We start from the raw sequence: 22,492 nt of genomic DNA, 5'->3' as shown, positions 1-22,492 counted from the left end.
GAGAGGTGGGCGATGGTGCGAACCGGTACACGCTGCCTGGCAAGGTCGAACGACGATCCGGTCCTGCGGGCCCTGGAGAATCTGCTCTCCGCACCCAAGTGGCCCGCGGCGCTCGACTCCGACGCGGTGAGCGGCATTACCGCCGTGCCCGCGCCCCGGGTGCAGCTGGCATCGGTAGAGTCAGCCTCAGCGCAGCGGCCCGTCGTGGAGGAGCCGCAGCCGAAGAAACTGCAGAAGGTGGTTTCGCGGTTGACCAGCACCGACAGCGTCGAAGAGCGTCGTGCCCGCTTCGAACGGGACGCGATGCCCTTCCTCGACCAGCTCTACGCGGCGGCGCTGCGCATGACGCGCAACCCGGCCGACGCCGAGGACCTGCTCCAGGAGACGTTCCTGAAGGCGTATGCCGCGTTCCACCAGTTCGAGGACGGCACGAACCTCAAGGCGTGGCTCTACCGCATCCTCACGAACACCTTCATCAACTCGTACCGGAAGAAGCAGCGCCAGCCCATCCAGGCGCCCACGGACGAGATCACCGACTGGCAGCTGGCCGAGGCGGAGTCGCACACCTCGTCGGGCCTGCGCTCGGCCGAGACCGAGGCGCTGGACCGGCTGCCCGACAGCGACGTGAAGGAAGCGCTGCAGTCGCTGCCGGAGGAGTTCCGGCTGGCGGTCTACCTCGCCGACGTGGAAGGCTTCTCCTACAAGGAGATCGCCGACATCATGGGTACGCCGATCGGCACCGTGATGTCGCGGCTGCACCGCGGTCGGCGCAATCTGCGTAACCTCCTGGAGGACTACGCCGCCGAGCGCGGCTTCACGGGTCAGCACGCTCGGGAGGCGTCATGAGCGACCACGAGGACAACGACTGCCGCGAAGTGCTCACCGAGGTCTACCTCTATCTCGACCTGGAGTGCAGCGAGGATCGCCGCTACGTGATCAAGCAGCACCTGGACGAGTGCTCGCCGTGCCTGCGTGAGTTCGGCATCGAGCAGGAGGTCAAGGCCCTGGTCAACCGCTGCTGCGGGCAGGAGCAGGCGCCGAACGAGCTCAAGGAGCGGCTGCGGGCCAAGCTCTCCGAGCTGGTCGTCGACCACGAGGCCGCGCGCGAGCTCGGCTGAGGCCGTACCCCCTGGATGTGGAAGAGCCGCCCTCGGGCGGCTCTTCTCGTCTGTCAGCGCAGGGCGAAGACGGGACCGCGCGGGGTGAAGGGCAGGCGGGCGTGCGCGGGCATGAGGTAGGCGTGCTCGCGCCGCACCCGCAGCACGTCGCACTCGCCGTCGGTGATGATCAGGATCGGGCCGTCGGCGGGGAAGTCCTCGGCCCGCTCCAGCAGCCGGATGCCGGGCTGCAGCTCGGTGCCGCCGCGCCCGCGCACCCGGACCTGGCCCGCGATCTCCTCGACCGGCAGGTACCCGGCGTCGTAGGCGGCGGCGTCGCAGAAGACCACCCGGGCCGCGGGTACGTCGCGGGCCAGCGCGTACGCCGCGATCGCGCCCAGCGCCCGGCCCATCAGCTCGGCGCTCATCGACCCGGACGTGTCCAGCACGACGCCGAAGGTGCGCTGCCGCTCCAGCTGCTCCGGGAAGTAGCGGCCGGGCCGGGGGATGGCCGGGGTCGAGGCCTGGCGCCGGGACGGCCGGGCGTAGGTGCGCAGCGGCTCCAGCGGCGTGAAGAACCGGTCGAACCACTGCGCCAGCTGCACGTCCCACGGCGGCGGCGGGTTGTCCAGCACCTTGATCTCGGCGACCAGCCCGGCCGGCAGCAGGCCGCGCCCGGCGGCCTGCTCGTAGTAGGACAGGCCGCTGGACAGCGCCCGCCGGTAGAAGTCGTCGAGGTCGCCCGCGCGCCGCGCCTCCTCGGCGCCCGGCACCGGGTGGGCCAGAATGTCGCCCAGGCCGCGTCCGCGCAGGGTGGCCAGCTTGCGGTAGCGGCGCAGGTTGGTGGTGATCTCGTCGTACACCTGCTCGCTCGACTTGCCCTTGAGCTCGGGGTCGTAGAGCACGTCCTCGGGCAGCTCCCCGACGCCCATCTCGACCAGCCAGCCGTTGATCACGAAGTCGGTGGCGACGTTCCACAGGTACGGGTCGCGCGGGCCGACCCGCTCGCCGTGGCGCAGCGCCGCGTGCAGCATCTCGTGCGCCAGCACGAACCGGCACTGCGGCTCGGGCAGCTTGTTCAGCGGGTTGATGTAGATCTCGCCGACCGTCGCGTCCACCGCGGCGACCGAGATCTGCCAGGCCCGCGCCAGCTCCACGTCGGCCACGATGCGGAAACCCGCGGCCAGGGCCCCCAGCAGCGGGTACGACGAGACGAACCAGCGCCGCGCCTGCTCCCACGGGCTGTCGGGGTCGATCTCGCCCTCGGGGCGGGTCCGCACCTCGCCCGCCGTGCGCACCGCCTCGGTCGCGGCCGCGGCCAGGCCGACGGCGAACAGCTCGGGCCAGGTGAGCGGCGGCGGCCCGGCGGCCCGCCCGGCGCGCGGGGTGTCGTCGTCGGGCACCGTGTCGGCCGGGTCCTGGTCGGGTCCGGTGCCGCCGCAGCCCAGCGACTCCAGCTCGGCGGGGACCGCGGTGTCGCGCCACAGCTGCGCCATCCGGTCCTCGTCGCCGCCGGGCAGGTCGGCCGGGACCGGGAACGGCGGCTTGCCCAGCCGCAGCTGCTGCTGGAAGCGGGCCACCGCCACGCACGCCGCCGTCTGCGCGGCGCGGTCGGCGCGGCGCCCCGGCTCCAGGTGGCCGAAGCCCAGGTGCAGCACGCAGTGGGTGAGGATCCAGGTCCACTCCTCGGCCGTGGCGCGGGCCGAGCTGTTAACCGTGATCCGCCCGTCCGGGTTCACCCGGGCGTAGCCGCGTGCCCGGCCGAGCCGCTCGTCCTGCGTCCAGTGCGGGCGGATGCCGCGCCGCCAGCCCATCCCGCCGGAGCTCAGCGGGCGGAACATGGGCAGGCCGCTGACCGCCTGCGCGGCTGCGCGGAACGCCTCCTGGTTCGGGTCGAGCCTCTGCGGGGCGCGGCGGCTCACCGGGTCACACCCGCGCCGCGACCAGGCGCGGCAGGTCGCGGGTGACCTCGACCAGGAACCAGGCGGGCAGCACCGGCCGGCCCTCGGCGTCGGCGGCCACCACGAGCTGCGCGCACTCCAGCGAGAGCTCGGCCAGCTCGACCAGCAGGCCCTTGGCGCGCAGCGCGAAGTCGCGCACCGCGCGGGAGGCGTGCTCGCGGCTGGCGGGCAGCTCCTTGACCAGGCGGGCCCGGAACGTCTCGGCGAAGAAGTAGAGCAGGTCGCGGTCGGTGACCGCGCGCGGCCAGGACGCGTCGCCGCGGATGATCGCGTCCAGCCCGTAGCGGTGCCGGACCGTCTTGACGTACGCGCAGAAACCGGATGCGTGGGCGGCGGTCAGGGTGCCCCCGGCCAGCAGCCGCAGCGTCTCCTCGTCCACGCCCTCGCCGTACGAGGTCAGCGCGTCGGACAGCATGTGCCAGGAGCGCGGGGTGGAGAACGGCTCCTCGGTCTTGGGCGGCTGGCTCCACAGGTGGTCGGGGCGCTGGGTGAGGTAGTCCAGCACCCAGGGGTGGATGCCGGCCGCGGGGGCCCAGGCCAGCCAGTCGGTCGCCGACGCCCGCAGGTGCACGTGGATCAGGCGGTTGACCAGGGCGGAGGCCATCGGGCGGGCGAGCGCGTTGTCGGTGGCCCGGTTGCCCGCGCCGATCACGATCGAGCCGGGCGGCAGCTCGTACGAGCCGATGCGGCGGTCCAGGATCAGCGAGTAGAAGGCCTTCTGCACCTCGGGCGAGGACGCGTTCAGCTCGTCCAGGAACAGGCAGTAGGGCTCGGTACGGGCGATCGACTCGGGCGGCGCGAAGCGGCTGCGGCCGTCGACCAGCTCGGGCACGCCGATCAGGTCCTCGGCGGCGAGCTGGGTGCCGACCAGGGTGACGCAGGGCAGGCCGAGCGAGTCGGCGAAGGCGCGGACCAGGGAGCTCTTGCCGATGCCCGGGGCGCCCCAGACGAACACGGGTCGGACCACCGCGACGTGCAGCAGCAGGTCGGGCAGCCGGGACGGGGTGACGGTGAGCGCGGAGTGCACGACGGAGAATGGTCCGCTCCGGCGTGCACCCCGGCAACGGATTTAGCTGTTGGGACGCTTGCCGTGGTTGGCCTTCGAGCCCTTGCGCTGCCGCTTCTTACGAGCGCGCTTGCCCATGTCGACACCTCTTCTCACAGCGTGCGGGTCGGTCTCCCGCAGACGGATGCAGGTCAGTCGAAATCCTATGCGCCGGTTGGCCGACCGGGGTCAGGCGCTCCGTGATTGGATACGGACGTCTTGCTTCAGCGGAGAAGGGACTGGCGATGGGCGAGGAGATTCGCGCCGAGATGGTGGCGAACGTGTGGAAGGTCGTGGCGCAGGCCGGGGACGAGGTCTCCGGCGGCGACACCCTGGTCATCCTCGAGTCGATGAAGATGGAGATCCCCGTCATCGCCGAGTCCGACGGCGTCGTCTCCAAGATCGCTGTGAATGAGGGTGACGTCGTCCAGGAGGGCGACCTCATCGCCGTGATCGAGTGACGCTGCCGTGAACAGGATCGTGGTCCGGGCGGCCGTCGAAGCCGACCTGGACGAGATCGGCGAGCTGTCCGTCGCCGCCTACCGCGGTGACGGGCAGACCCGCGAGGGGCACCCGTACGAGCTGCACCTACGCGACGTCGCGGCGCGGGCCGAGCACGGCACGGTGCTGGTGGCGGTGGACGAACCGACCGGGCGGGTGCTGGGCTCGGTCGCCTTCACGCTGGCGGGCACCCCGCTGGCCGACCTGTCCCGGCCTGGCGAGGCGGAGTTCCGGATGCTGGCGGTGGCGCCCTCGGCGCAGGGGCGCGGCGTGGGCGAGGCCCTGGTCCGCGCCTGCCTGGACCGGGCCGCCGCGGCGGGCTGCGCGGCGGTGGTCATCTGCGTACGCGACTTCGCGCTGGCCGCCCAGCGCCTCTACCAGCGGCTGGGCTTCGAGCGGTGCCCCGAGCGCGACTGGTCGCCGCTGCCCGGGGTGGTCCTGCTCGGCCTGCGCCTGCCGCTGCGGCCGGCCTAGGCCGGCCGGTCGATCAGCTCCAGCGCCACCTCGACCGAGGCCTCGCGGCGCTGGTCGTCGGTGATCTGCTCGTTCTCCAGCAGCAGCCAGCTGGCGTGCAGGGACATCACGGCCAGACCCGCGCGCAGGCGCTCGGTCGGGGTCGACGCGACCGGGTCCGCCAGCAGGTTGATGACCTGGATGAAGACCTCCTTCATCCGCGCGCCGTTCTGCGTGTGCTTGATGGCGGGCTGGTTCTGGTGGAAGAACTTCATGATCTGGTGGTGCTGGCCCCGGTACAGCTGCTCGCTGTAGCGCAGCAGGAACTCGCGGCGGAACTGCGGCGTGCGCTCCTGCTGCTGCCCCCACTCGACCAGTTCTTTTATCTTGTCGAAGTGGTCGGCGCTGAAGCTGTCGACGATCTCTTCTTTGCTCTTGAAGTGGTAGTAGAGGGCGGCCTTCGTCACACCCAGCCGTTCGGCGATCTCCCGCAGCGACGTGGCATCGTAGCCGTGCTCGGTGAACAGCTCGAGCGCCACGGCCTGGATCCGGGCACGGGTGTCGGGCCGGCTGTCGGCGCGGTGCTCTGCAAGGTTCATCGCTGGCTCCGGAGTCGGGTGGACCACACTTCTCATCCTCCCGCGTTACTGGCTTGACGGGCGGCAAGTAAGTAACTTACCGTACGGCTAGTAAATAATCTAGCCGGGCGGCAAGTAAGCAAGCCGGTGATCTGAGCGGAGCCTAACCCGTGACCGAAGTGCTCGATCGGGCGTCATCCCCGAACCTCCCCAAGCCGAACCTCAAGGTCGTGCTGCCCGGTCTGATGCTCGCCATCCTGCTGGCGATGCTCGACAACATGATCGTCGGAACCGCGATGCCGCGGATCGTCGGCGAGCTGGGCGGCCTGGACAAGCTGTCCTGGGTGGTCACGGCGTACGTGCTGGGCACCACCATCTCCACCCCGATCTGGGGCAAGCTCGGCGACCTGTACGGCCGCAAGACCATCTTCATGGTCTCGATCGTGATCTTCCTGGTCGGCTCGGCGCTGTCCGGTGCGGCGGGCGAGATCGACCCCGGCTCGGGCATGACCCAGCTGATCGCCTTCCGGGCGCTGCAGGGCCTCGGCGGCGGCGGTCTGATGGTCGGCGCGATGGCGATCATCGGCGACCTGGTGCCCCCGCGCGAGCGCGGCAAGTACCAGGGCATGATGGCCGCGATCATGGGTATCGCCATGATCGGCGGCCCGCTGATCGGCGGCTTCATCACCGACCACGCCGACTGGCGCTGGGCCTTCTACATCAACCTGCCCATCGGCGGCGTCGCTCTGCTCGTGCTGGCCTCCACCCTGCACCTGCCCAAGTACCGCACCGAGCACCGCATCGACTGGATCGGCGCCGCGCTGCTCAGCGTGGGCGTGACCGCGCTCGTGCTGATCACCACCTGGGGCGGCGACAAGTACGCGTGGGGCTCCAAGCAGATCATCGGCCTCGCGGTCGTCGGCGTGGTCCTGCTGGCGATCTTCCTGTGGACGCAGACCCGGGTCGCCGAGCCGATCCTGCCGCTGGGCATCTTCCGCAACCGCAACTTCAGCCTGGTCTCGATCATTGGCTTCATGGTCGGCTTCGCGATGTTCGGCGCGATCTCGTTCCTGCCGCTGTACATGCAGACCGTCCAGGGCGCCTCGGCGACCAACAGCGGCCTGCTGCTGCTGCCGATGATGCTCGGCATGATGGTGACCTCGGTCTTCGCGGGCCGGACCATCACCAGGACCGGTAGGTACCGCGCCTTCCCGATCGTCGGCGGTGTGACGCTCGCGCTCGCGATGTACCTGCTCACCCGCCTGGACGCCGACACCAGCCGCACCGAGTCGTCGGCCTACATGGTCCTGCTGGGCGTCGGCATGGGCTTCCTGATGCAGACCACCATGCTGATCGCGCAGAACAGCGTGGACCGCAAGGACCTGGGCGTCTCCAGCTCCACCGCGACGTTCGTGCGCTCCATCGGCGGCTCGTTCGGTGTGTCGCTGTTCGGCGCGGTCTTCGTCAACCGCCTCAAGGACTACATGACCGACCACATGCCGGCCGGTGCGGGCGGTGGCATGAACTTCAGCGTCGGCGAGCTGCAGCCCACCGAGCTGGACAAGCTGCCGGCGGCGGCCAAGGACCTGGTGGTGCACGCCATCGCATTCGCGACCTCGGGCCTGTTCTGGTGGGCGCTGGGCTTCGCGATCCTGGTGCCGGTCGCGGCCTGGTTCATCAAGGAGGTGCCGCTGCGCGGGCACGACGAGCCCGCCGGTGAGGGCGCCGAGGCCGAGGCGCGTCCGCTGGTCGCCATCGACTGACCCGCGCGCCGCTGCCGCGGCGGGGCTACGGATCGCTGCAGTTTCGGGGAAACTGCAGCAATCCGGGCTCGAATTCCAGCAGTTTCCCCGAAACTGCAGCAAGACCTGACACCCCCGGCGACCCGCCTGTCGCCGGGGGTGTCGCCTGCCCGGGTGGGGGCGCGCCGGGTCAGGGGCGGCGGAGCAGGCGGTCCAGCCAGGACCGGCGCGGCATCGGCAGGGCCGGTGCCCGCGAAGCCGCAGGTTGGTACGAGCGCGGCCACGCTCGCTCGCAGACCGTCCAGATGCGCGCCCGCACCGCCGGATCGACCCCGGGGGTCACGAAGGCGAGCTGGGCCACCGTCGTGCCGCCCCCGTCAGGCGAGGCGTCGAACCGGGCGGCGACCAGCTCGGCCACGTCGGCCCGGCAGTCGGGGTCCACCCACGCGGCGGTGACCATGGCGTACAGCGCCGCCTCGGCGGCCCGGTCGGCCGCGCCGAAGGCCAGTTCGACCAGCAGCCGACGCCGGGTCGAGACCGGCCACGGCTCGCCGGTGCGGTGGTGCAGCAGGCCCAGGCAGCACCACAGCTGGCGCCGCCGGGCCGCGGCGTCGCCGCCCTCGGCGGCGTGCAGCGCGGCGAGCAGGTCGTCGGCGCCCAGCCCGGACAGGCGGATCGCCAGGTCGTACCGCGACGGTGGCGGGCCCCAGCCCAGGTCCAGCAGCGCGTCGAGGTCGCGTCGGCCGCGGACCGGCAGCGCCGGTGCCCGCCCGTCCGGCGCCGGGGCACCGTCCGGCGGGGGTACGAAGCCCAGCCACGGCAGCGCCTCGCAGCACTCGTCGAGGTCCAGGTGCTCGTGGCTGACCGACGGCTGGGTCCGGGTGAAGTCGGCGAGCGCGACCAGGTGCTCGGGGTCGCCGTCGGCGAGGAAGCGCAGCCGGTGCGCGGTGTGCACGGCGCAGTCGTAGGACGGGTCGCGGCGGATCGCCGCCTCGATCAGGCGCAGGCCCTCCCCGGCCTGACCCGCCTCGGTCAGCCAGATCGCCAGGTCCGAGGTGACGGCGAGGTCGTCCGGATCGTGCCGCTGCGCGGTCCGCATCGCCGCCACGGCCGCGTCGAGCTGGCCGTCGGCGCGCAGCGCGTTGGCCCGCCACATCTCGGTGAGCTTGCCGGACTCCAGCTGGGCGCCCCGGGCGGACCAGCGCAGCGCCAGGGGCACCGCGCCCATCCGCCGGGCGACCCCGGAGGCGGCCCCGTGCAGCAGCGCCGCGCGCGGGAACGCGGCCAGGGCCCGCTCGGCCAGCGACAGGTAGGCCCGGTTGGCCGCGGCCACCGGCGCGGGCGCCGGGTCGGGCAGCGCCCCGAGCACGGTCAGCAGCAGGCCGACCAGGTGCTCCGGGTTGAGCGCGCCCGGGTCGACCGCGTGCACCCAGGCGACGTCGGCCCAGGCCCGGGACGGGTCGTGCGCGGTGGCCTGGGCCAGCAGGGACAGGGCGTCGACGACGTCGCCGCGGCGGGCCAGCACGTGCGCGTACGCCACGACCTGCCCGATGAAGGCGCGCCGGCCGGGCCGGAACAGGGCCATCCCGCCGTCGTCGTCGCGGGCGGCCAGCCGGGCGAGGAGCTCGTGCGCCTCCGGCAGGGTCGGCTCGTGCGCCAGCGCCGCGCACACGTGGTTCGCGGCGTGCTCGTAGTCCTGCTCCTCCCAGGCCAGGGCGGCGAGGGCGAGCTCGCCCAGCGCCTCCTGACGCGGGTCGTCGACGCCGTCGGACACGCGATCCTCCCCTCGATGGCAGACAGGCTAGAGCAATACGCGCCGATGTGTGAGCCTGCTCATTAGTGCGCGTAGTGTTGCCGTACCGCGTTCAATCGTGCAAGACTGCGCACGAACCGAGCGACTTGCGCGCAGGGTGGCGGATCCCGCCGCGCCGCGCGCCGATGATGGGTGTGGTGGAGATGGTGCAGCGCGGAAACGGGATGGCGACCGACATCGCGGAGCAGCCGCAGGTCATGGCCGGGCTGCTGGAGCCGGCCAGCGCCGGGGCCATCGCGCAGGTCGCCAAGGTGATCGCGCAGCGGCAGCCCAAGCACGTGGTGTTCGTCGCCCGGGGCACCTCCGACCACGCGGCCCTGTACGGGTCTTACCTGACCGAGATCCGGCTGGGCCTGCCCGCCGGGCTCGCCTCGCCGAGCGCGATCACCGTTTTCGGCGCCCGCCCCGACCTGTCGCACGCCCTGGTCATCGGGGTCTCGCAGAGCGGCGGCTCGCCCGACCTGACCGAGGTGGTCCGGGTGGCCCGCGAGTCCGGCGCGCTCACGCTCGCCGTCACCAACGCGCCCGACTCGGTGCTCGCGCAGACCGCCGAGCTGTCGGTCGACGTCGCCGCCGGGCACGAGCGCGCCGTCGCGGCCACCAAGACCTACACCGCCGAGCTGTTCGCGCTGCTCCAGCTCATCGAGGGGGTACGCAACGGCGGCGCGCTGCCCGCCGACGAGCAGGCCGCCCTGGCCGCGCTGCCGGAGCTGGCCGAGCGCACCCTGGCCGACACCACCGCCACCGAGCTGGCCGCGCGCTACCGGTTCGCCGCCCGCATGGTCACCACGGGCCGGGGCTACGCCTACCCGTCGGCGCGCGAGTCGGCGCTCAAGCTGATGGAGACGTCGTACCTGCCCGCGCTGGCCTTCTCCGGCGCGGACCTGCTGCACGGCCCGCTCGCGATGACCCAGCCCGACGTGCCGGTGCTCGCCTTCGTGGGCAACGGCCCCGGCGGGCAGGCCATGCGCGACGTGCTGGCCCGGCTCGACGAGCGCAGCGCCGACGTGGTCGCGATCGGCCCGGACCCGGTGGCCGGCGCGCACGCGCAGCTGCCGGTGCCCGCCGTGGACGAGCGCTACGCCCCGCTGCTGGAGATCCTGCCGGTGCAGCAGATGGTCATGGCGCTGGCCCTGGCCCGCGGCAACGACCCGGACGCCCCGCGCGGGCTGAAGAAGGTCACGACCACGCTGTGAGCCGTTTCCGGCTGACCGTCATCGCAGGGTGCGGGCATGAGAGGCTTCACTCGTGTCGACACTGCGTGAGCTGGTGGAGGAGCACACCTCCCTGGGGCCGGCCGATATCGATCATCTGCACCGGCTCGCCGGGGACTGGCAGCTGATCTCCGACCTGTCCTTCGCGGACCTGCTGCTGTGGGTGCCGGTGGAGAACCACCCGGCCGGGTCGCTGGCGTACCTGTGCGTCGCGCAGGTGCGCCCCACCACGGCACCCACGGCGTACCAGGACGACCAGGTCGGGCGGATCTCGCACGGGGCCGAGGTGGCCCATCTGGCGGTGGCGCGCGAGCAGGGCCGGATCTGGCGCGAGGGCGACCCCGTCTGGTACGGCGACACCCCCGCCCGCCACGAGGCGATCCCGGTGCGCCGCCGCAGCGCCGACGGCGAGGCGGGCGACGTGATGGCCGTGGTCGGCCGCGACACCAACCTGTCCACCGCCCGCACCCCGAGCCAGCTCGAACTGAACTACCTGACCACCGCCGACGACCTGGCCCAGATGATCGCCGACGGCACCTTCCCGGCGACCCGGCACGCGGGCGAGACCACCTCGGCCCCGCGCGTGGGCGACGGCCTGATCCGGCTGGACGGCAGCGGCAAGGTCACCTACGCCTCGCCCAACGCGCAGTCGGCGATCCGGCGCCTGGGCTTCTCCGCCCACCTGGTCGGCGAGGACCTGGCCGCCCTGTTCAACCGGCTGGCCGAGGACCCGCTGGAGGGCTCGGAGGCGAGCAACCGCATCCTGGGCGCGCTGCGCGGGGACGCGCCGCCGCGCAAGGAGATCGAGGCGCGGACCGCCACCGTGCTCAGCCGGGCGCTGCCGCTGATGCCCGCGGGCGTGCCGATCGGCGCGCTGGTGCTGGTGCGCGACATCACCGAGGTCAAGCGGCGGGACCGGGCGCTGATCACCAAGGACGCGACGATCCGCGAGATCCACCACCGGGTCAAGAACAACCTGCAGACGGTCGCGGCGCTGCTGCGGCTGCAGGCCCGGCGGGTCACCCTGCCCGAGGCGCGGGCCGCGCTGGAGGAGTCGGTACGCCGGGTGGCGTCGATCGCGCTGGTGCACGAGACGCTGGCGATGTCGGCCGACGAGGCGGTCGAGTTCGACGGGATCGTCGACCGGGTCGCCAACGCGGCGGCCGAGGTCGCCTCGCCGGAGTCGCCGGTACGCACCCGGCGGGACGGCACCTTCGGCGTGCTGCCCGCCGAGATCGCCACCCCGCTGGTGATGGTCCTGAACGAGCTGCTGCTCAACGCGGTCGAGCACGGGTTCGAGGCGGTCGAGGGCAGCGTGCCGACCGGCGCCGAGGTGGTGGTGCGGGTCGAGCGGGCCAAGAAGGAGCTGCACGTGGTGGTCGCCGACAACGGGCGCGGGCTGCCGGAGGACTTCGACCCGACCGCGAACAAGCGGCTCGGACTGCAGATCATCCGTACGCTCACCACCGGTGAGCTGCGGGGGAGCATCGAGCTGCGCAATCGGGAAGGCGGCGGCACCGAGGCGGTGCTGTTCGTCCCGCTGGCCAAGCGGGAGCGCTGACCTCGCGCCGGAGGTGTTCACAGCCGCTTAACGGCGGGCGCCGCCGGGGTGGGCGGTGTCCGCCCCGCGGGAGCGATCTGCGTCACGTAAGCGTCAACATGTGGGACGTTGCACGGCTGACGATTGGCACGGGGTCAGCGGCCGTGAGAGAGTTGTCGCATGAATCCCGCTGCCCACCGCCGCCTGATGGGGCTCGGGCTCACCGCCCGCCGCCACATCGACTTCGGCCGTGTGCGCAGCGCGATCTGTCCGGCCGGCTGAGGCGCCCGGTCCGTTTTCTCTTTCTCGAAACCGGGCGCGACCTCCGCGCCGAAGCATTCACATGCTTGAATCCGCGTGATCCGCGGGACGGCGCGCAGGCGCGCTCTCGCTCTATAGGATCACAGGAGGACGCTGCGATGGCAGCATCAGCAGCACCGCAGTCGCCGGCAGCCACCCCGGGCCGGGCCGCGCGCAAACCGCGTGGTGAGGGCCAGTGGGCGTTGGGCCACCGGGAACCCCTCAACCCCAACGAGCGCACGAAGAAGGACGACAACGGGCTCAACGTGCGCGCCCGCGTCGAGAACATCTACGCCCACCGCGGGTTCGCCTCGATCGACCCCGCCGACCTGCGCGGCCGGCTTCGCTGGTGGGGGCTCTACACCCAGCGCAAGCCCGGGATCGACGGCGGCCGCACCGCGGTCCTGGAGCCGCACGAGCTGGACGACGAGTACTTCATGCTCCGCGTGCGCATCGACGGCGGCCAGCTCGACCTGGCCCAGCTGCGCGCGGTCGCGAACGTGTCGATCAAGTACGGCCGCGACACCGCCGACATCACCGACCGCCAGAACGTCCAGCTGCACTGGGTGCGGATCGAGGACGTGCCCGCGATCTGGCGGGAGATCGAGGCGGTCGGCCTGTCCAGCACTGAGGCGTGCGGCGACACCCCGCGCGTGGTGATGGGCAGCCCGGTGGCGGGCATCAGCGCCGACGAGGTGCTCGACGGGACCCCGGCGATCCAGGAGATCGTCGAGAAGTACATCGGCGACCCGACGCTGTCCAATCTGCCCCGCAAGTTCAAGTCCGTGGTCTCCTGGCTGGCCGACGTGCCGTACGAGGCGAACGACATCTCGTTCCTCGGCGCCGTGCACCCCGAGCACGGCCCCGGCTTCGACCTGTGGGTCGGCGGCGGCCTGTCCACCAACCCGATGCTCGCCCAGCGCCTGGGCGCCTGGGTGCCCCTGCACGAGGTCGCCGAGGTGTACGCCGCGGTGGCGCGCCTGTTCCGCGACTACGGCTACCGGCGCCTGCGCGCCCGCGCCCGGATCAAGTTCCTGATCGCCGACTGGGGTGTGGACAAGTTCCGCCAGATCCTGGAGGACGAGTTCCTCGGCCGCAAACTCGTCGACGGCCCGGCGCCGGTCCTGCCCGAGCACGCCATCGACCACATCGGCGTGCACCGGCAGCGGGACGGGAAGTTCTACGTCGGCGTGGCCGCGGTGGCCGGTCGGGTCAGCGGCACGGTGCTGAACCAGGTCGCCGACATCGCCGAGGCGCACGGCTCGGGGCGGGTGCGGCTGACGCCGTACCAGAAGCTGCTCGTGCTCGACGTCGCCGAGGACAGGGTCGAGTCGCTGATCGCGGCGCTGGACGCGATCGGGCTGCAGGCCCGGCCGTCGAGCTTCCGGCGCGACACCATGGCCTGCACCGGCATCGAGTTCTGCAAGCTGGCCATCGTCGAGACCAAGGCGACCGCCGCGAAGACCGTGGCGCACCTGGAGAAGGTGTTCGGCCGCATCGACGGCTCGGTCTCGATCAACGTCAACGGCTGCCCGAACGCGTGCGCGCGTACCCAGGTCGGCGACATCGGGCTCAAGGGCCAGCTGGTCCCCGGCCCGGACGGCGAGATGGTCGAGGGCTTCCAGGTGCACCTGGGCGGCGCGCTGAGCATGGCGCAGGGCCAGAACCCGAACTTCGGCCGCAAGCTGCGCGGCCTCAAGACCACCGCCGACGAGCTGCCCCAGTACGCCGAGCGCCTGGTGCGCCGGTACCTCGACGGCCGCAAGGACGCGACCGAGCCGTTCGCCGAATGGGTGCTGCGCGTGGACGAGGAAGAACTTCGATGAGCGAGGGTGCTCAACGCGCGGTGCCGTACTACTGCCCGTTCTGCGGCGAGGAGCAGTTCCTGCGGCCGCACGCGGGGCCGGAGACCGACGAGGAGCCCGCGCCGAGCAGGCACGGGCAGTGGGAGTGCCGGGCCTGCCGACGGGTTTTCGCACTGAAGATGCTGGGCCTGCTGGGGAGGGAGACGCCGTGACCATCGAGGCCCGTCGCACCACCGAGGAACTGATCGAACTAGCCACCCGCGCGGGCAAGGAGCTGGAGGGCGCCCCGGCCGAGGAGATCATCGGCTGGGCCGCCGCCACCTTCGGCTCCCGCTTCGCCATCACCAGCTCGTTCGCCGACGCGGTGCTCGCGCACGTCGCGGGCCGGGTCGTGCCGGGCGTCGAGGTGGTCTTCCTGGACACCGGGCTGCACTTCGCCGAGACGCTGCGGGTGCGCGACATCGCATCGCGCAGCATCCCGGTGACGGTGCGCACGGTGCGCCCCGAGCTGACCCTGGCGGAGCAGGACGAGCAGTACGGCCCCCGGCTGTACTCGCGCGACCCCGACTCCTGCTGCTACCTGCGCAAGGTCCGCCCCCTGGAGCAGGCCCTGGCCGAGTACGACGCCTGGGGTGCCGGACTGCGCCGCGACGAGTCACCCTCCCGGGCGAACACCCCGGTGGTGCACTTCGAGCACGCCCGCGGCAAGGTCAAGGTCAATCCGCTGGCCAACTGGACCCAGGCCGACGTCGACGACTACATCGCCGCCCACGAGGTGCCCGTCAACCAGCTGCTCAACCAGGGCTACGGCTCGGTCGGCTGCTGGCCGTGCACCCGCCGGGTGGAGCCGGGCGAGGACGCGCGCGCCGGGCGCTGGGCCATGTTCGACAAGACCGAATGCGGCCTGCATGCCGCATGAGCTGCTGATCCACCCACTGGCCCCGGCGGGGGAGCGCCCCCCGCTGGTGCTGGTGGCGCACGGCTCGCGCGACCCGCGCGCCCAGGCGTCCACCCGGGCGCTGGCGCGCGGGGTCGCCGCGGCCCGCCCCGGGCTGGACGTGCGCTCGGCGTTCCTGGAGCTGGCCGAGCCGTCGCCCGCCCGGGTGCTGGCCGCGCTGCGGGACTCGGGCGCTGCGGCCCCGGTTGTGGTGCCGGTGCTGCTGACCCGGGCGTACCACGGCCGGGTGGACCTGCCCGCGCAGGTGGCGGGCTTCGACTGCGTGATCGCGGACACGCTGGGCGCGGTGTCCGAGCCGCTGCTGGCGGGGCTGGTCCGGCGGCTGCGCGAGGCGTGCCCGGAGTACGACGCCGTGGTGCTGGCCGCGGCCGGGACGAGTGTCGCCTCCGGGCGGGCCACGGTGACCGGTGTCGCGGCGGAGCTGGGCCGGCGGCTCGGGGTGCCGTGCGAGGTGGCGTACGCCAGCGCGGGCGGGCCGGGCGGCGCCGAGGCGGTCGCGGCGCTGCGCGCGGCCGGGGCGCGGCGGGTGGCCGCGGCGGCCTACTTCCTCGCGCCGGGTCGGCTGTACGACACGGTGATGTCCGATGCGCTACAGGCTGGCGCGGTGGGGGCGGCGGCACCGCTGGGCGCGGCCAGAGAGCTCGTAAGCCTTGTGCTGGCTGCTGCCAGTGCCGTGGAGCCGCAGCTCGCGCTCACGGCCGTCTGAGCGCCGTTTTCGACGATTTGCGCTCAGTGCCACTCTCCCGATACCGTGCGTGAGTTGGCCTGGGCAACGTAAAAGCCCCGGAGCAACAGCGCTCATCGGGGCTTTCTACGTTTTGGTGGTGGTGCGGTGCGGGTGTTGCGGGTTGGTGCTCAGAGGGAGTGCGCGCGGACCCGGAGGCCGCCGCGGCGCTTGACTGCACGCCGTTCCTCTTCGCTCATCCCGCCCCAGACGCCGGCGTCCTGGCCCGTCTCGAGAGCCCACTTGAGGCACTCGTCGGCGACGGAGCAACGACGGCACACCGCCTTTGCCTGCTCGACCTGAAGCAGTGCGGGGCCGGACGTCCCGATCGGGAAGAACAGCTCCGGGTCTTCGTCACGGCAGACTGAATGGTGGCGCCAGTCCATGGCGGAAACACTCCTTGTGGTGATGGCAGTGGGACTTGCTAAGGCTTGCTGAGGCTTGGTCGTACGTTGCGGTGCTTCTCTGTATGCGAACGCGCGTGAGGCGATTTGGATGCGATCCGAGTCATCACTGACCGCTACCGAAACCGGCGGCGCGTATGCGAGCAACAGGTTCAGCGCTCCGTACGCTTGTGAATGCTTTCACGAACTCCCGCGATGTCAAGGGGGGTGCTCGAAATTAGGACAGACGGGTGAGCAAGCTCACGACCGATTTGTCCGGATCACCGGGCGTGATCCCCGACCTTGATTAGCGACAGTCAGTGATCAATGTAGTACCGGCGGTTAGACGTCGCCAGTGTTTCCAGGTCGTGTCACATGTGCCCATCGACACAGATGCGCGTCGAATCCCCTGTCGGGGCGACTCTTAGCAGATTACGCGCAGGGCACCCGGTACCGAGGTGAATTTCACCTTTTCGCGCTCACCGAGATAGTCGCCGTCCAGTTGGAATGCCTGCGGGGTGTCGCAATGGACCTCGAATTCCGCCAAGTCGTGGCGGATCATCACCTTGTCGCCGTCCATGTCTGATCGATCGGCGGGATCGTCCGGCTGACGGGACAGCATCTGGGTGACCGTATGAAGGGTACTGGGCAGGTGGAGGGCCCTGAGCGCCAGCACGTCCAGTCCCGTGTCGAACGAAGCGCGGGCGCTCGCGTGGATCGGCCGCTCACCCAGGTACGTCCACGGCGCGGTGTTCTGCACGATCACGTTCGCCAGCCCGTTCTCGGCGTCCTCGCCCGGCTCCGTCAGGGTCAGCCCAGGCTTGCGGCGGCCCGAATCGAAGAAGTACTGGCCCAGCGTCGAGCGCAGATAGAGCGCCGGAGTCGAGCGGCGGCCCTTGCGGCGTGCCTGCTCCACCCGGCGCACGACGGCGGCGTCCAGCCCCAGCCCGGCGCAGAAGGTGAAGTAGCGGTCGTCGGCCCGGCCCAGGCCCACCCGGCGGGACCGGCCGGCGCGCAGCGCCGACAGGATGACGGCCGTCGCGTCCACGGGGGCGCGCGGCAGGCCCAGCGCCCGTACGAACACGTTCGTGGAGCCGCCGGGGACCACGGCCAGGGCCGGGGTCCGGTCGCCGCGCTCCGCGGCCATCAGGCCGTTCACGACCTCGTTGACCGTGCCGTCGCCGCCCAGGGCGACCACCACGTCCATGTCCTGTGTCGCCGCGTCGCGGGCCAGGTCGAACCCGTGCCCCCGGCGGCGGGTGTAGCCCATGGTCAGGTCCATCCGGCTGCGCAGCGCATCGGCGAGCACGTCCCGCGTGCGCGCGCTGGTGGTGGTGGCCTTCGGGTTCACGACGAGCAGACCTCGCATGCCCGGCAATGTACCGGGCCGCCCCACCAGCCCTTACCCCCGGTCCTCAAGACGTGACACACCGCGTCCCCCCGCCCCGGGTCGCGTCGAGCGGCGTCGTGCGGTTTCGGGAAAACTGCACGAATTCGACGCCGCATCGCCGCAATTTCGCCGAAACTGCGGCGTCGGGGTCGGGGTGTTGTGGGGGGCGGCCCTGGTGGGGCGCGTTGCGGTCGGGATGTCCCCACGCGGGGAGCGGCGTGCGCGGGAGTGCGAGGTGGGCGGGAGTGCGGTGGGGGCGGGAGTGCGAGGTGGGCGGGAGTGCGGGGTGGGTGACGGCGGCGCGCTAGGGTCTCGGGGAAGCGAAGGGGGAGCCATGTCCGACTCCGGTACCACCACGACCCGGTTGCCCGCGTCCCTGCTCGGCGCGGTCGCCCTGCTCGCGCTGCAGGCGCTGGCGGTCACCGTGGTGGCGGGCGTGCTCCTCTACGCCGACCTGACCGCCGAGGCGGCCGACATGCGGATCGCGGCGGGCGTGACGGTGTTCGCGGTGGCCATCGCGGCGTGGCTCGGCGGCGGCGCCTGGCTGCTGCTGCGGCGCAGCCCGCGGGCCCGGGGGCCGGTGCTCGCCCTGGAGCTGCTGCTGCTCGCCCCGTCGTACTTCATGATCACTGGTGGCCAGTCGACGCTGGGCTGGCTCGTGGCCGCAACCGCCGCCGGCGTCATCGCCTGTGTCCTGGCACCCGCCACCACCCGAACCCTCGGCTGGTAACCCGGCCCCGCCGCCCGCCTCCGGCATCCGCCGGTCGATCCGCCCCGACCCCGACTTCTGTTCCGCTGGGCGTGATCTTCTTTGGAAGATCGTCGGTTGCGGTCAAAAGGGGTGGCTGAACCCTGTGTTCCGACCGCGAACAGTGATCATCGTCGGAAGATCGCGATCTGCGGCCACCTCGCCGGCGAACTACCGGACGAACCCCGCCACCCACCCGTCAACCCCGAAAGTCGATCATGAAGTTGTGGCAGCGACACGCCGTCGAACAGGGCCATAAGTTCATGATCGACGGGAAGGGGTGGGGGTCAGGGGTGGGGGAGTTCGGTTACCAGGCGGATGGTGGCGCGGTCGGGGGTCTGTTCCGCCTCGACGCGTGAGGTGAGGCCGTTGAGGACCTTCCAGGCGAAGGCGGAGGGCTCGGGGAGTCTGCGGCGGGCGTCGGCGGGGGCGGAGACGACCACGCCCAGTTCGGTCTCGCCGATCTCGAAGCGGCAGTGCAGGTCGGCCCCGGGTGGGGCGATGACCAGCAGCATGGCGCAGGCCTCGTCGACGGCGATGCGCAGATCTTCGATCTTGTCGCCCGCGAAGCGCAGGCGCGCGGCGAGCCCCGCGGTCGCCGTACGCAGAATGCCGAGCCAGCCGCCGTCGGCGGGCACGGTGACCGCGACGACGTTGTCCGTGACCGGCTCCGCCGTGCTGTGCAGAATCTGACTCACCTCGCCAACCCCCCGGCGCGGAGCCTAGCTCATGGCCGGGCACCCGCGCGCGTTCCGCGTGAGCCGGAATCCGCACGCGCAGCCCGTACGCGGTCTCCCGGTGTGCCGCCGACGCTGGCCGCACACCGGGAGAAGAGACCGATCAGGCCTGCTTGGTCTCCCAGAAGATCTTGGAGATCTCCTCGATCTTGCCGAGCAGCTGCTCGGCGACGGCCGGGTCGGCCTGGCCCTTCGCGCCGCCCGCGCCGGCCAGCTTGGTGGCCTCGTTGAACAGCTGGTGCAGCTGCGGGTACTTCTCGAAGTGCGGCGCCTTGAAGTAGTCGGTCCACAGCACCCACAGGTGGTGCTTGACCAGCTCAGCGCGCTGCTCCTTGATCACCAGCGCCCGGGTGCGGAACTCGGGGTCGGTGTTGGCCTGGTACTTCTCGCAGATGGCCTTGATCGACTCGGCCTCGATCCGCGCCTGCGCCGGGTCGTACACGCCGCAGGGCAGGTCGCAGTGCGCGCTCACCACGGTGCGCGGCTTGAAGAACTGCATCAGGTCCTCCATGAGTTGCGGTAGGTCTGAACGGGACAATGATCCCCAGGTCGACCCTATACCGGCGAGGAGAACACATTGCGTTGGCCGCTGTATCCCGTAATCGTGCGCGGACCGTCCATGGCGCCCACCCTGCGCCACGACGACATGCTGCTGGTACGCCGCGGCGGGCGCGCCATCCGGCCCGGCGATGTGGTGGTCGCCCGGTTCCGTACCCGTCCTGACCTGCTGGTAGTCAAGCGGGTGGAGGCCGCGCGCGACGGCGGCTGGTGGCTGCGCGGCGACAACGACCTGGTCACCGACGACTCCCGGGCGTACGGCGTGGCCGACGCCGTCGGCCGGGTGCTGTGCCGCTACTGGCCCCGGCCCCGGCTGCTGCGAGGCAAGGGAGTGTGAAAAATCCGCCAACCGGACACCCCGGTCGTTGATCATGCATAAGACCAGGAATAAACTCCTGACCTCGGGAGAACCCCGTGAACTCCGCCGCGCCGCGTCAACGCTGACCCGTCGTTGATCTCGACCGGCCCGTGTGTTGAGACTATGGGAGTCCACCGTGGAGCATCCGGCGTTCGAACGGCACCGAGGCGGCAAGATGGTCGTCGCCAGCACCGTGCCCCTGGCCACTCGAGAAGACCTGTCCCTGGCGTACACCCCGGGTGTCGCGCTCGTCTGCGAGGCGATCGCGCAGAACCCGGCCCTGGCCTACGACTACACCTGGGTGGGGCACACCGTCGCGGTCGTCACCGACGGCTCGGCCGTGCTCGGACTGGGCAACATCGGCCCTAAGGCCGCGCTCCCCGTCATGGAGGGCAAGGCCGTCCTGTTCAAGCAGTTCGGCGGGGTCGACGCGGTGCCGGTCTGCCTGGACACGCAGGACCCCGACGAGATCGTGGCGATCGTGAAGGCGCTCGCGCCCGGCTTCGGCGGGATCAACCTGGAGGACATCTCCGCGCCGCGCTGCTTCGACATCGAGCAGCGGCTGGTGGAGGCCCTGGACATCCCGGTCTTCCACGACGACCAGCACGGCACCGCCGTGGTCGTGTTCGCCGCCCTGCGCAACGCCGCGACGCTGACCGAGCGCAAGCTCGGCGACCTGCGGGTGGTCATCTCCGGGGCCGGCGCGGCCGGGGTGGCCGTGGCGAAGATGCTGATGGCGGGCGGGGTCGACCCGGCCGCGCTGGTCGTGTGCGACTCGCGCGGCGCGATCCACCAGGGGCGGTCCGACCTGGTCGCCGGGTCGGCCAAGGCGGAGCTGGCGCAGCGTACGAACGCGGCCGGGGTGCGCGGCGACATCGCCGCCGCGCTGTCCGGTGCGGACGTGCTGATCGGCGTGTCGGGCGGGCAGATCCCGGAGGAGGCGGTCGCCGGCATGGCGCCCGGCGCCATGATCTTCGCGCTGGCCAACCCCACGCCCGAGGTCCACCCGGAGGTCGCCGCGCGGTACGCCGCGATCGTCGCCACCGGGCGCAGCGACTTTCCGAACCAGATCAACAACGTGCTCGCGTTCCCGGGCATCTTCCGGGGCGCGCTGCAGGCCCGCGCCACCCGGATCACCGAGGGCATGAAGCTCGCCGCCGCCAACGCGATCGCCGACGTGGTCGCGGCCGACCTCAGCCCCGAGGCGATCGTGCCCAGCGCACTGGACCCGCGCGTCGCCCCGGCGGTCGCCGCGGCCGTCGCCGACGCCGCCCACCGCGACGCCGTCACCCGCTGACCCACCCGCGCGGGCCGCGCGGGCGGTGGGGTCAGGCTGCAGTTTCGGGGAAAGTGCTGGAATCTTGGATCGGATTCGCGCAGTTTCCCCGAAACTGCACTCCGCGCGGCGCCTCCGCGCGATGCCCACGCGCGGTGGGGACGCGCGCGGTGGCGTGCGGCGTGGGCGCGGGGTGCGCCGGGAGGGCTGTTAGCGTCGCGGGTATGCGTGCGGTTTATGCGGAATCGATCAATGAGGATGATCCGTTGGCGGGGCTGGTCGTCGGGGAGCGGCCGGAGCCCGAGGTGCCGGAGGGGTGGACGACGGTGCGGGTGCGCGCGAGCGCGCTGAACCACCACGACCTCTGGTCGCTCAAGGGGGTCGGGCTGTCGGCGGACAAGCTGCCGATGATCCTGGGCAACGACGCGGCGGGGGTGGACGCTGACGGCAACGAGGTGGTCGTGCACGCCGTGATCGGGGACCCGGCGGCGGGCGGTGGCGACGAGACCCTGGATCCGCGCCGTACCCTGCTGTCCGAACTGCACCCGGGCACGCTGGCCGACCTGGTGGCCGTGCCGCGGCGCAACCTGGTGCCCAAGCCCGAGGGGATGAGCTGGACCGACGCGGCGTGCGTGCCGACGGCGTGGCTCACGGCGTACCGGATGCTGACGACGCGGGGGCGGGTGCGCGAGGGCGACAGCGTGCTGGTGCAGGGCGCGGGCGGCGGGGTGGCCACCGCGGCGATCGTGCTGGGCCGGGCACTGGGCGCGCGGGTGTACGCCACCAGCCGCGACGCGGCCAAGCGGGAGCAGGCGCAGGCGCTGGGCGCGTCCGCGCTGGCCACGGGTGACCGCCTGCCCGAGCGGGTGGAAGTGGTGATCGAGACGGTCGGCGCCGCGACGTTCGACCACTCGATCAAGAACACCAAGCCGGGCGGCCGGATCGTGGTGTCGGGCTCGACGTCGGGTCACCTGGCCACGGTCGACCTGCGCCGGGTGTTCTTCCTGCAGCAGGAGATCGTCGGGTCGACCATGGGCACCAGGGAGGAGCTGGCGGCGCTACTGGAGCTGCTGGCGGCTAAGAAGATCAGCCCGGTGGTCGCCGGGGTGTACGGCTTCTCGCAGGCGCGCACCGCGTTCGAGGAGCTGGCGGCGGGGCACGCCTTCGGGAAGATCGTGCTCGATCACAGCCGCTGATTCGGCCGCGCCGGGGCGGCGGTGGTGTTGGTCACGCCGCCCCACCGGTCCCGGCACACGTACGCCAGGTTGGCGTGGATCCAGTCGTCGTTGTTGTCGCGCAGCACCGGCCGGT

The 22,492-nt window shown here is 71.9% G+C and carries 23 protein-coding genes; 15 read left to right on the top strand and 8 right to left on the bottom strand.

Annotated elements, in window-relative coordinates; all coding sequences use genetic code 11:
* The first annotated feature begins 12 nt into the window (after positions 1-12).
* Both QEZ54_RS02330 and rsrA read left to right on the top strand, forming a co-directional pair.
* Positions 13-846, top strand: a complete 834-nt coding sequence (locus QEZ54_RS02330) for a sigma-70 family RNA polymerase sigma factor (RefSeq protein ID WP_281302750.1) — start codon at positions 13-15, stop codon at positions 844-846.
* Positions 843-1,118 (top strand): mycothiol system anti-sigma-R factor, encoded by a 276-nt coding sequence (gene rsrA, locus QEZ54_RS02325; RefSeq protein WP_281302749.1) that lies wholly within the window; start codon positions 843-845, stop codon positions 1,116-1,118. Before QEZ54_RS02330 ends, rsrA begins: the two co-directional genes overlap by 4 nt.
* A gap of 53 nt (positions 1,119-1,171) precedes the next feature.
* Here the strand turns inward: rsrA and QEZ54_RS02320 are convergent, their stop codons facing one another.
* Both QEZ54_RS02320 and QEZ54_RS02315 read right to left on the bottom strand, forming a co-directional pair.
* Entirely contained in the window at positions 1,172-2,938 is a 1,767-nt protein-coding gene (locus tag QEZ54_RS02320) for a hypothetical protein (RefSeq protein ID WP_281303028.1), read from the bottom strand.
* Between the two features lie 85 nt (positions 2,939-3,023).
* Positions 3,024-4,085, bottom strand: coding sequence for a MoxR family ATPase (locus QEZ54_RS02315; RefSeq protein WP_281302748.1), 1,062 nt, complete (start codon positions 4,083-4,085; stop codon positions 3,024-3,026).
* A 257-nt stretch (positions 4,086-4,342) separates the two neighbouring features.
* Here QEZ54_RS02315 and QEZ54_RS02310 point away from each other — a divergent pair, with 257 nt between their 5' ends.
* Both QEZ54_RS02310 and QEZ54_RS02305 read left to right on the top strand, forming a co-directional pair.
* On the top strand, positions 4,343-4,564 hold the full coding sequence (locus QEZ54_RS02310; RefSeq protein ID WP_281303027.1) for a biotin/lipoyl-binding carrier protein: 222 nt from the start codon (positions 4,343-4,345) through the stop codon (positions 4,562-4,564).
* Between the two features lie 16 nt (positions 4,565-4,580).
* Positions 4,581-5,078, top strand: coding sequence for an N-acetyltransferase (locus QEZ54_RS02305; RefSeq protein WP_281303026.1), 498 nt, complete (start codon positions 4,581-4,583; stop codon positions 5,076-5,078).
* On the opposite strand, the gene QEZ54_RS02300 is transcribed toward QEZ54_RS02305, so the two are convergent.
* Positions 5,075-5,656 carry a TetR/AcrR family transcriptional regulator gene (locus QEZ54_RS02300; protein WP_281302747.1) on the bottom strand — a complete coding sequence of 194 codons (582 nt, stop codon included), beginning with the start codon at positions 5,654-5,656 and terminating at the stop codon, positions 5,075-5,077. The genes QEZ54_RS02305 and QEZ54_RS02300 overlap by 4 nt on opposite strands.
* Positions 5,657-5,880: 224 nt before the next feature.
* On the opposite strand from QEZ54_RS02300, the gene QEZ54_RS02295 reads away from it, so the two are divergent.
* Positions 5,881-7,398, top strand: a complete 1,518-nt coding sequence (locus QEZ54_RS02295) for an MDR family MFS transporter (protein ID WP_281303025.1) — start codon at positions 5,881-5,883, stop codon at positions 7,396-7,398.
* A gap of 169 nt (positions 7,399-7,567) precedes the next feature.
* Here the strand turns inward: QEZ54_RS02295 and QEZ54_RS02290 are convergent, their stop codons facing one another.
* The gene (locus tag QEZ54_RS02290; RefSeq protein ID WP_281302746.1) at positions 7,568-9,151 is read right to left on the bottom strand and encodes a hypothetical protein; all 1,584 of its coding nucleotides are present in this window, start codon (positions 9,149-9,151) and stop codon (positions 7,568-7,570) included.
* Between the two features lie 203 nt (positions 9,152-9,354).
* On the opposite strand from QEZ54_RS02290, the gene QEZ54_RS02285 reads away from it, so the two are divergent.
* The 6 genes from QEZ54_RS02285 to QEZ54_RS02260 all read left to right on the top strand — a co-directional run bounded on the left by QEZ54_RS02285 (position 9,355) and on the right by QEZ54_RS02260 (position 15,713).
* On the top strand, positions 9,355-10,386 hold the full coding sequence (locus QEZ54_RS02285; protein WP_281303024.1) for an SIS domain-containing protein: 1,032 nt from the start codon (positions 9,355-9,357) through the stop codon (positions 10,384-10,386).
* Positions 10,387-10,438: 52 nt separating this feature from the next.
* Entirely contained in the window at positions 10,439-11,965 is a 1,527-nt protein-coding gene (locus QEZ54_RS02280) for a histidine kinase N-terminal domain-containing protein (protein WP_281302745.1), read from the top strand.
* Positions 11,966-12,363: 398 nt separating this feature from the next.
* Positions 12,364-14,070: a nitrite/sulfite reductase gene (locus QEZ54_RS02275; protein WP_281302744.1), complete on the top strand. Its 1,707-nt coding sequence runs from the start codon at positions 12,364-12,366 to the stop codon at positions 14,068-14,070.
* Complete coding sequence (locus QEZ54_RS02270) at positions 14,067-14,261, top strand: hypothetical protein (protein WP_281302743.1); 195 nt, start codon at positions 14,067-14,069, stop codon at positions 14,259-14,261. Before QEZ54_RS02275 ends, QEZ54_RS02270 begins: the two co-directional genes overlap by 4 nt.
* Positions 14,258-14,968, top strand: a complete 711-nt coding sequence (locus tag QEZ54_RS02265) for a phosphoadenylyl-sulfate reductase (RefSeq protein ID WP_281302742.1) — start codon at positions 14,258-14,260, stop codon at positions 14,966-14,968. Before QEZ54_RS02270 ends, QEZ54_RS02265 begins: the two co-directional genes overlap by 4 nt.
* Positions 14,958-15,713 carry a CbiX/SirB N-terminal domain-containing protein gene (locus QEZ54_RS02260; protein WP_281302741.1) on the top strand — a complete coding sequence of 252 codons (756 nt, stop codon included), beginning with the start codon at positions 14,958-14,960 and terminating at the stop codon, positions 15,711-15,713. The genes QEZ54_RS02265 and QEZ54_RS02260 overlap by 11 nt, the downstream gene beginning before the upstream one ends.
* Before the next feature lie 149 nt (positions 15,714-15,862).
* On the opposite strand, the gene QEZ54_RS02255 is transcribed toward QEZ54_RS02260, so the two are convergent.
* Both QEZ54_RS02255 and QEZ54_RS02250 read right to left on the bottom strand, forming a co-directional pair.
* Positions 15,863-16,117: a WhiB family transcriptional regulator gene (locus tag QEZ54_RS02255; protein WP_217394322.1), complete on the bottom strand. Its 255-nt coding sequence runs from the start codon at positions 16,115-16,117 to the stop codon at positions 15,863-15,865.
* 421 nt (positions 16,118-16,538) lie between these two features.
* A complete protein-coding gene (locus QEZ54_RS02250) occupies positions 16,539-17,483 on the bottom strand; it encodes a diacylglycerol kinase family protein (protein ID WP_281302740.1) in 945 nt (314 codons plus the stop codon).
* A 355-nt stretch (positions 17,484-17,838) separates the two neighbouring features.
* Between QEZ54_RS02250 and QEZ54_RS02245 the strand changes: the two genes are divergently transcribed.
* Positions 17,839-18,234, top strand: coding sequence for a hypothetical protein (locus QEZ54_RS02245; RefSeq protein ID WP_281302739.1), 396 nt, complete (start codon positions 17,839-17,841; stop codon positions 18,232-18,234).
* A gap of 305 nt (positions 18,235-18,539) precedes the next feature.
* On the opposite strand, the gene QEZ54_RS02240 is transcribed toward QEZ54_RS02245, so the two are convergent.
* Together QEZ54_RS02240 and sodN are read right to left on the bottom strand one after the other, a co-directional pair.
* The gene (locus QEZ54_RS02240; protein ID WP_281303023.1) at positions 18,540-18,941 is read right to left on the bottom strand and encodes an anti-sigma regulatory factor; all 402 of its coding nucleotides are present in this window, start codon (positions 18,939-18,941) and stop codon (positions 18,540-18,542) included.
* A gap of 151 nt (positions 18,942-19,092) precedes the next feature.
* Positions 19,093-19,488, bottom strand: coding sequence for a superoxide dismutase, Ni (sodN, locus tag QEZ54_RS02235; RefSeq protein WP_212833569.1), 396 nt, complete (start codon positions 19,486-19,488; stop codon positions 19,093-19,095).
* 78 nt (positions 19,489-19,566) lie between these two features.
* Here sodN and QEZ54_RS02230 point away from each other — a divergent pair, with 78 nt between their 5' ends.
* From QEZ54_RS02230 to QEZ54_RS02220, 3 genes are all read left to right on the top strand, one after another.
* Positions 19,567-19,884 carry a S24 family peptidase gene (locus tag QEZ54_RS02230; RefSeq protein WP_281302738.1) on the top strand — a complete coding sequence of 106 codons (318 nt, stop codon included), beginning with the start codon at positions 19,567-19,569 and terminating at the stop codon, positions 19,882-19,884.
* Between the two features lie 196 nt (positions 19,885-20,080).
* Entirely contained in the window at positions 20,081-21,202 is a 1,122-nt protein-coding gene (locus QEZ54_RS02225) for an NADP-dependent malic enzyme (protein WP_281303022.1), read from the top strand.
* Between the two features lie 203 nt (positions 21,203-21,405).
* Complete coding sequence (locus QEZ54_RS02220; RefSeq protein ID WP_281302737.1) at positions 21,406-22,377, top strand: zinc-binding dehydrogenase; 972 nt, start codon at positions 21,406-21,408, stop codon at positions 22,375-22,377.
* Positions 22,378-22,492: the final 115 nt, after the last annotated feature.

Source organism: Catellatospora sp. KI3 (assembly GCF_029948125.1).
Lineage (GTDB): Bacteria > Actinomycetota > Actinomycetes > Mycobacteriales > Micromonosporaceae > Catellatospora.
The sequence above is the reverse complement of the archived record's forward strand: the minus strand, read 5'-3'. Positions and strand labels throughout refer to the sequence as shown.

What these genes read in the sequence shown, in the direction of transcription:
- QEZ54_RS02295 (WP_281303025.1), top strand. Translation starts at nt 5,881, where the DNA reads ATGCTCGCCATCCTGCTGGCGATGCTCGACAACATGATCGTCGGAACC.
- QEZ54_RS02270 (WP_281302743.1), top strand. Translation starts at nt 14,067, where the DNA reads ATGAGCGAGGGTGCTCAACGCGCGGTGCCGTACTACTGCCCGTTCTGC.
- sodN (WP_212833569.1), bottom strand. Translation starts at nt 19,488, where the DNA reads ATGCAGTTCTTCAAGCCGCGCACCGTGGTGAGCGCGCACTGCGACCTG.
- rsrA (WP_281302749.1), top strand. Translation starts at nt 843, where the DNA reads ATGAGCGACCACGAGGACAACGACTGCCGCGAAGTGCTCACCGAGGTC.
- QEZ54_RS02260 (WP_281302741.1), top strand. Translation starts at nt 14,958, where the DNA reads ATGCCGCATGAGCTGCTGATCCACCCACTGGCCCCGGCGGGGGAGCGC.
- QEZ54_RS02300 (WP_281302747.1), bottom strand. Translation starts at nt 5,656, where the DNA reads ATGAACCTTGCAGAGCACCGCGCCGACAGCCGGCCCGACACCCGTGCC.
- QEZ54_RS02320 (WP_281303028.1), bottom strand. Translation starts at nt 2,938, where the DNA reads ATGTTCCGCCCGCTGAGCTCCGGCGGGATGGGCTGGCGGCGCGGCATC.
- QEZ54_RS02220 (WP_281302737.1), top strand. Translation starts at nt 21,406, where the DNA reads ATGCGTGCGGTTTATGCGGAATCGATCAATGAGGATGATCCGTTGGCG.
- QEZ54_RS02255 (WP_217394322.1), bottom strand. Translation starts at nt 16,117, where the DNA reads ATGGACTGGCGCCACCATTCAGTCTGCCGTGACGAAGACCCGGAGCTG.
- QEZ54_RS02330 (WP_281302750.1), top strand. Translation starts at nt 13, where the DNA reads ATGGTGCGAACCGGTACACGCTGCCTGGCAAGGTCGAACGACGATCCG.
- QEZ54_RS02245 (WP_281302739.1), top strand. Translation starts at nt 17,839, where the DNA reads ATGTCCGACTCCGGTACCACCACGACCCGGTTGCCCGCGTCCCTGCTC.
- QEZ54_RS02250 (WP_281302740.1), bottom strand. Translation starts at nt 17,483, where the DNA reads ATGCGAGGTCTGCTCGTCGTGAACCCGAAGGCCACCACCACCAGCGCG.
- QEZ54_RS02225 (WP_281303022.1), top strand. Translation starts at nt 20,081, where the DNA reads ATGGTCGTCGCCAGCACCGTGCCCCTGGCCACTCGAGAAGACCTGTCC.
- QEZ54_RS02275 (WP_281302744.1), top strand. Translation starts at nt 12,364, where the DNA reads ATGGCAGCATCAGCAGCACCGCAGTCGCCGGCAGCCACCCCGGGCCGG.
- QEZ54_RS02285 (WP_281303024.1), top strand. Translation starts at nt 9,355, where the DNA reads ATGGCGACCGACATCGCGGAGCAGCCGCAGGTCATGGCCGGGCTGCTG.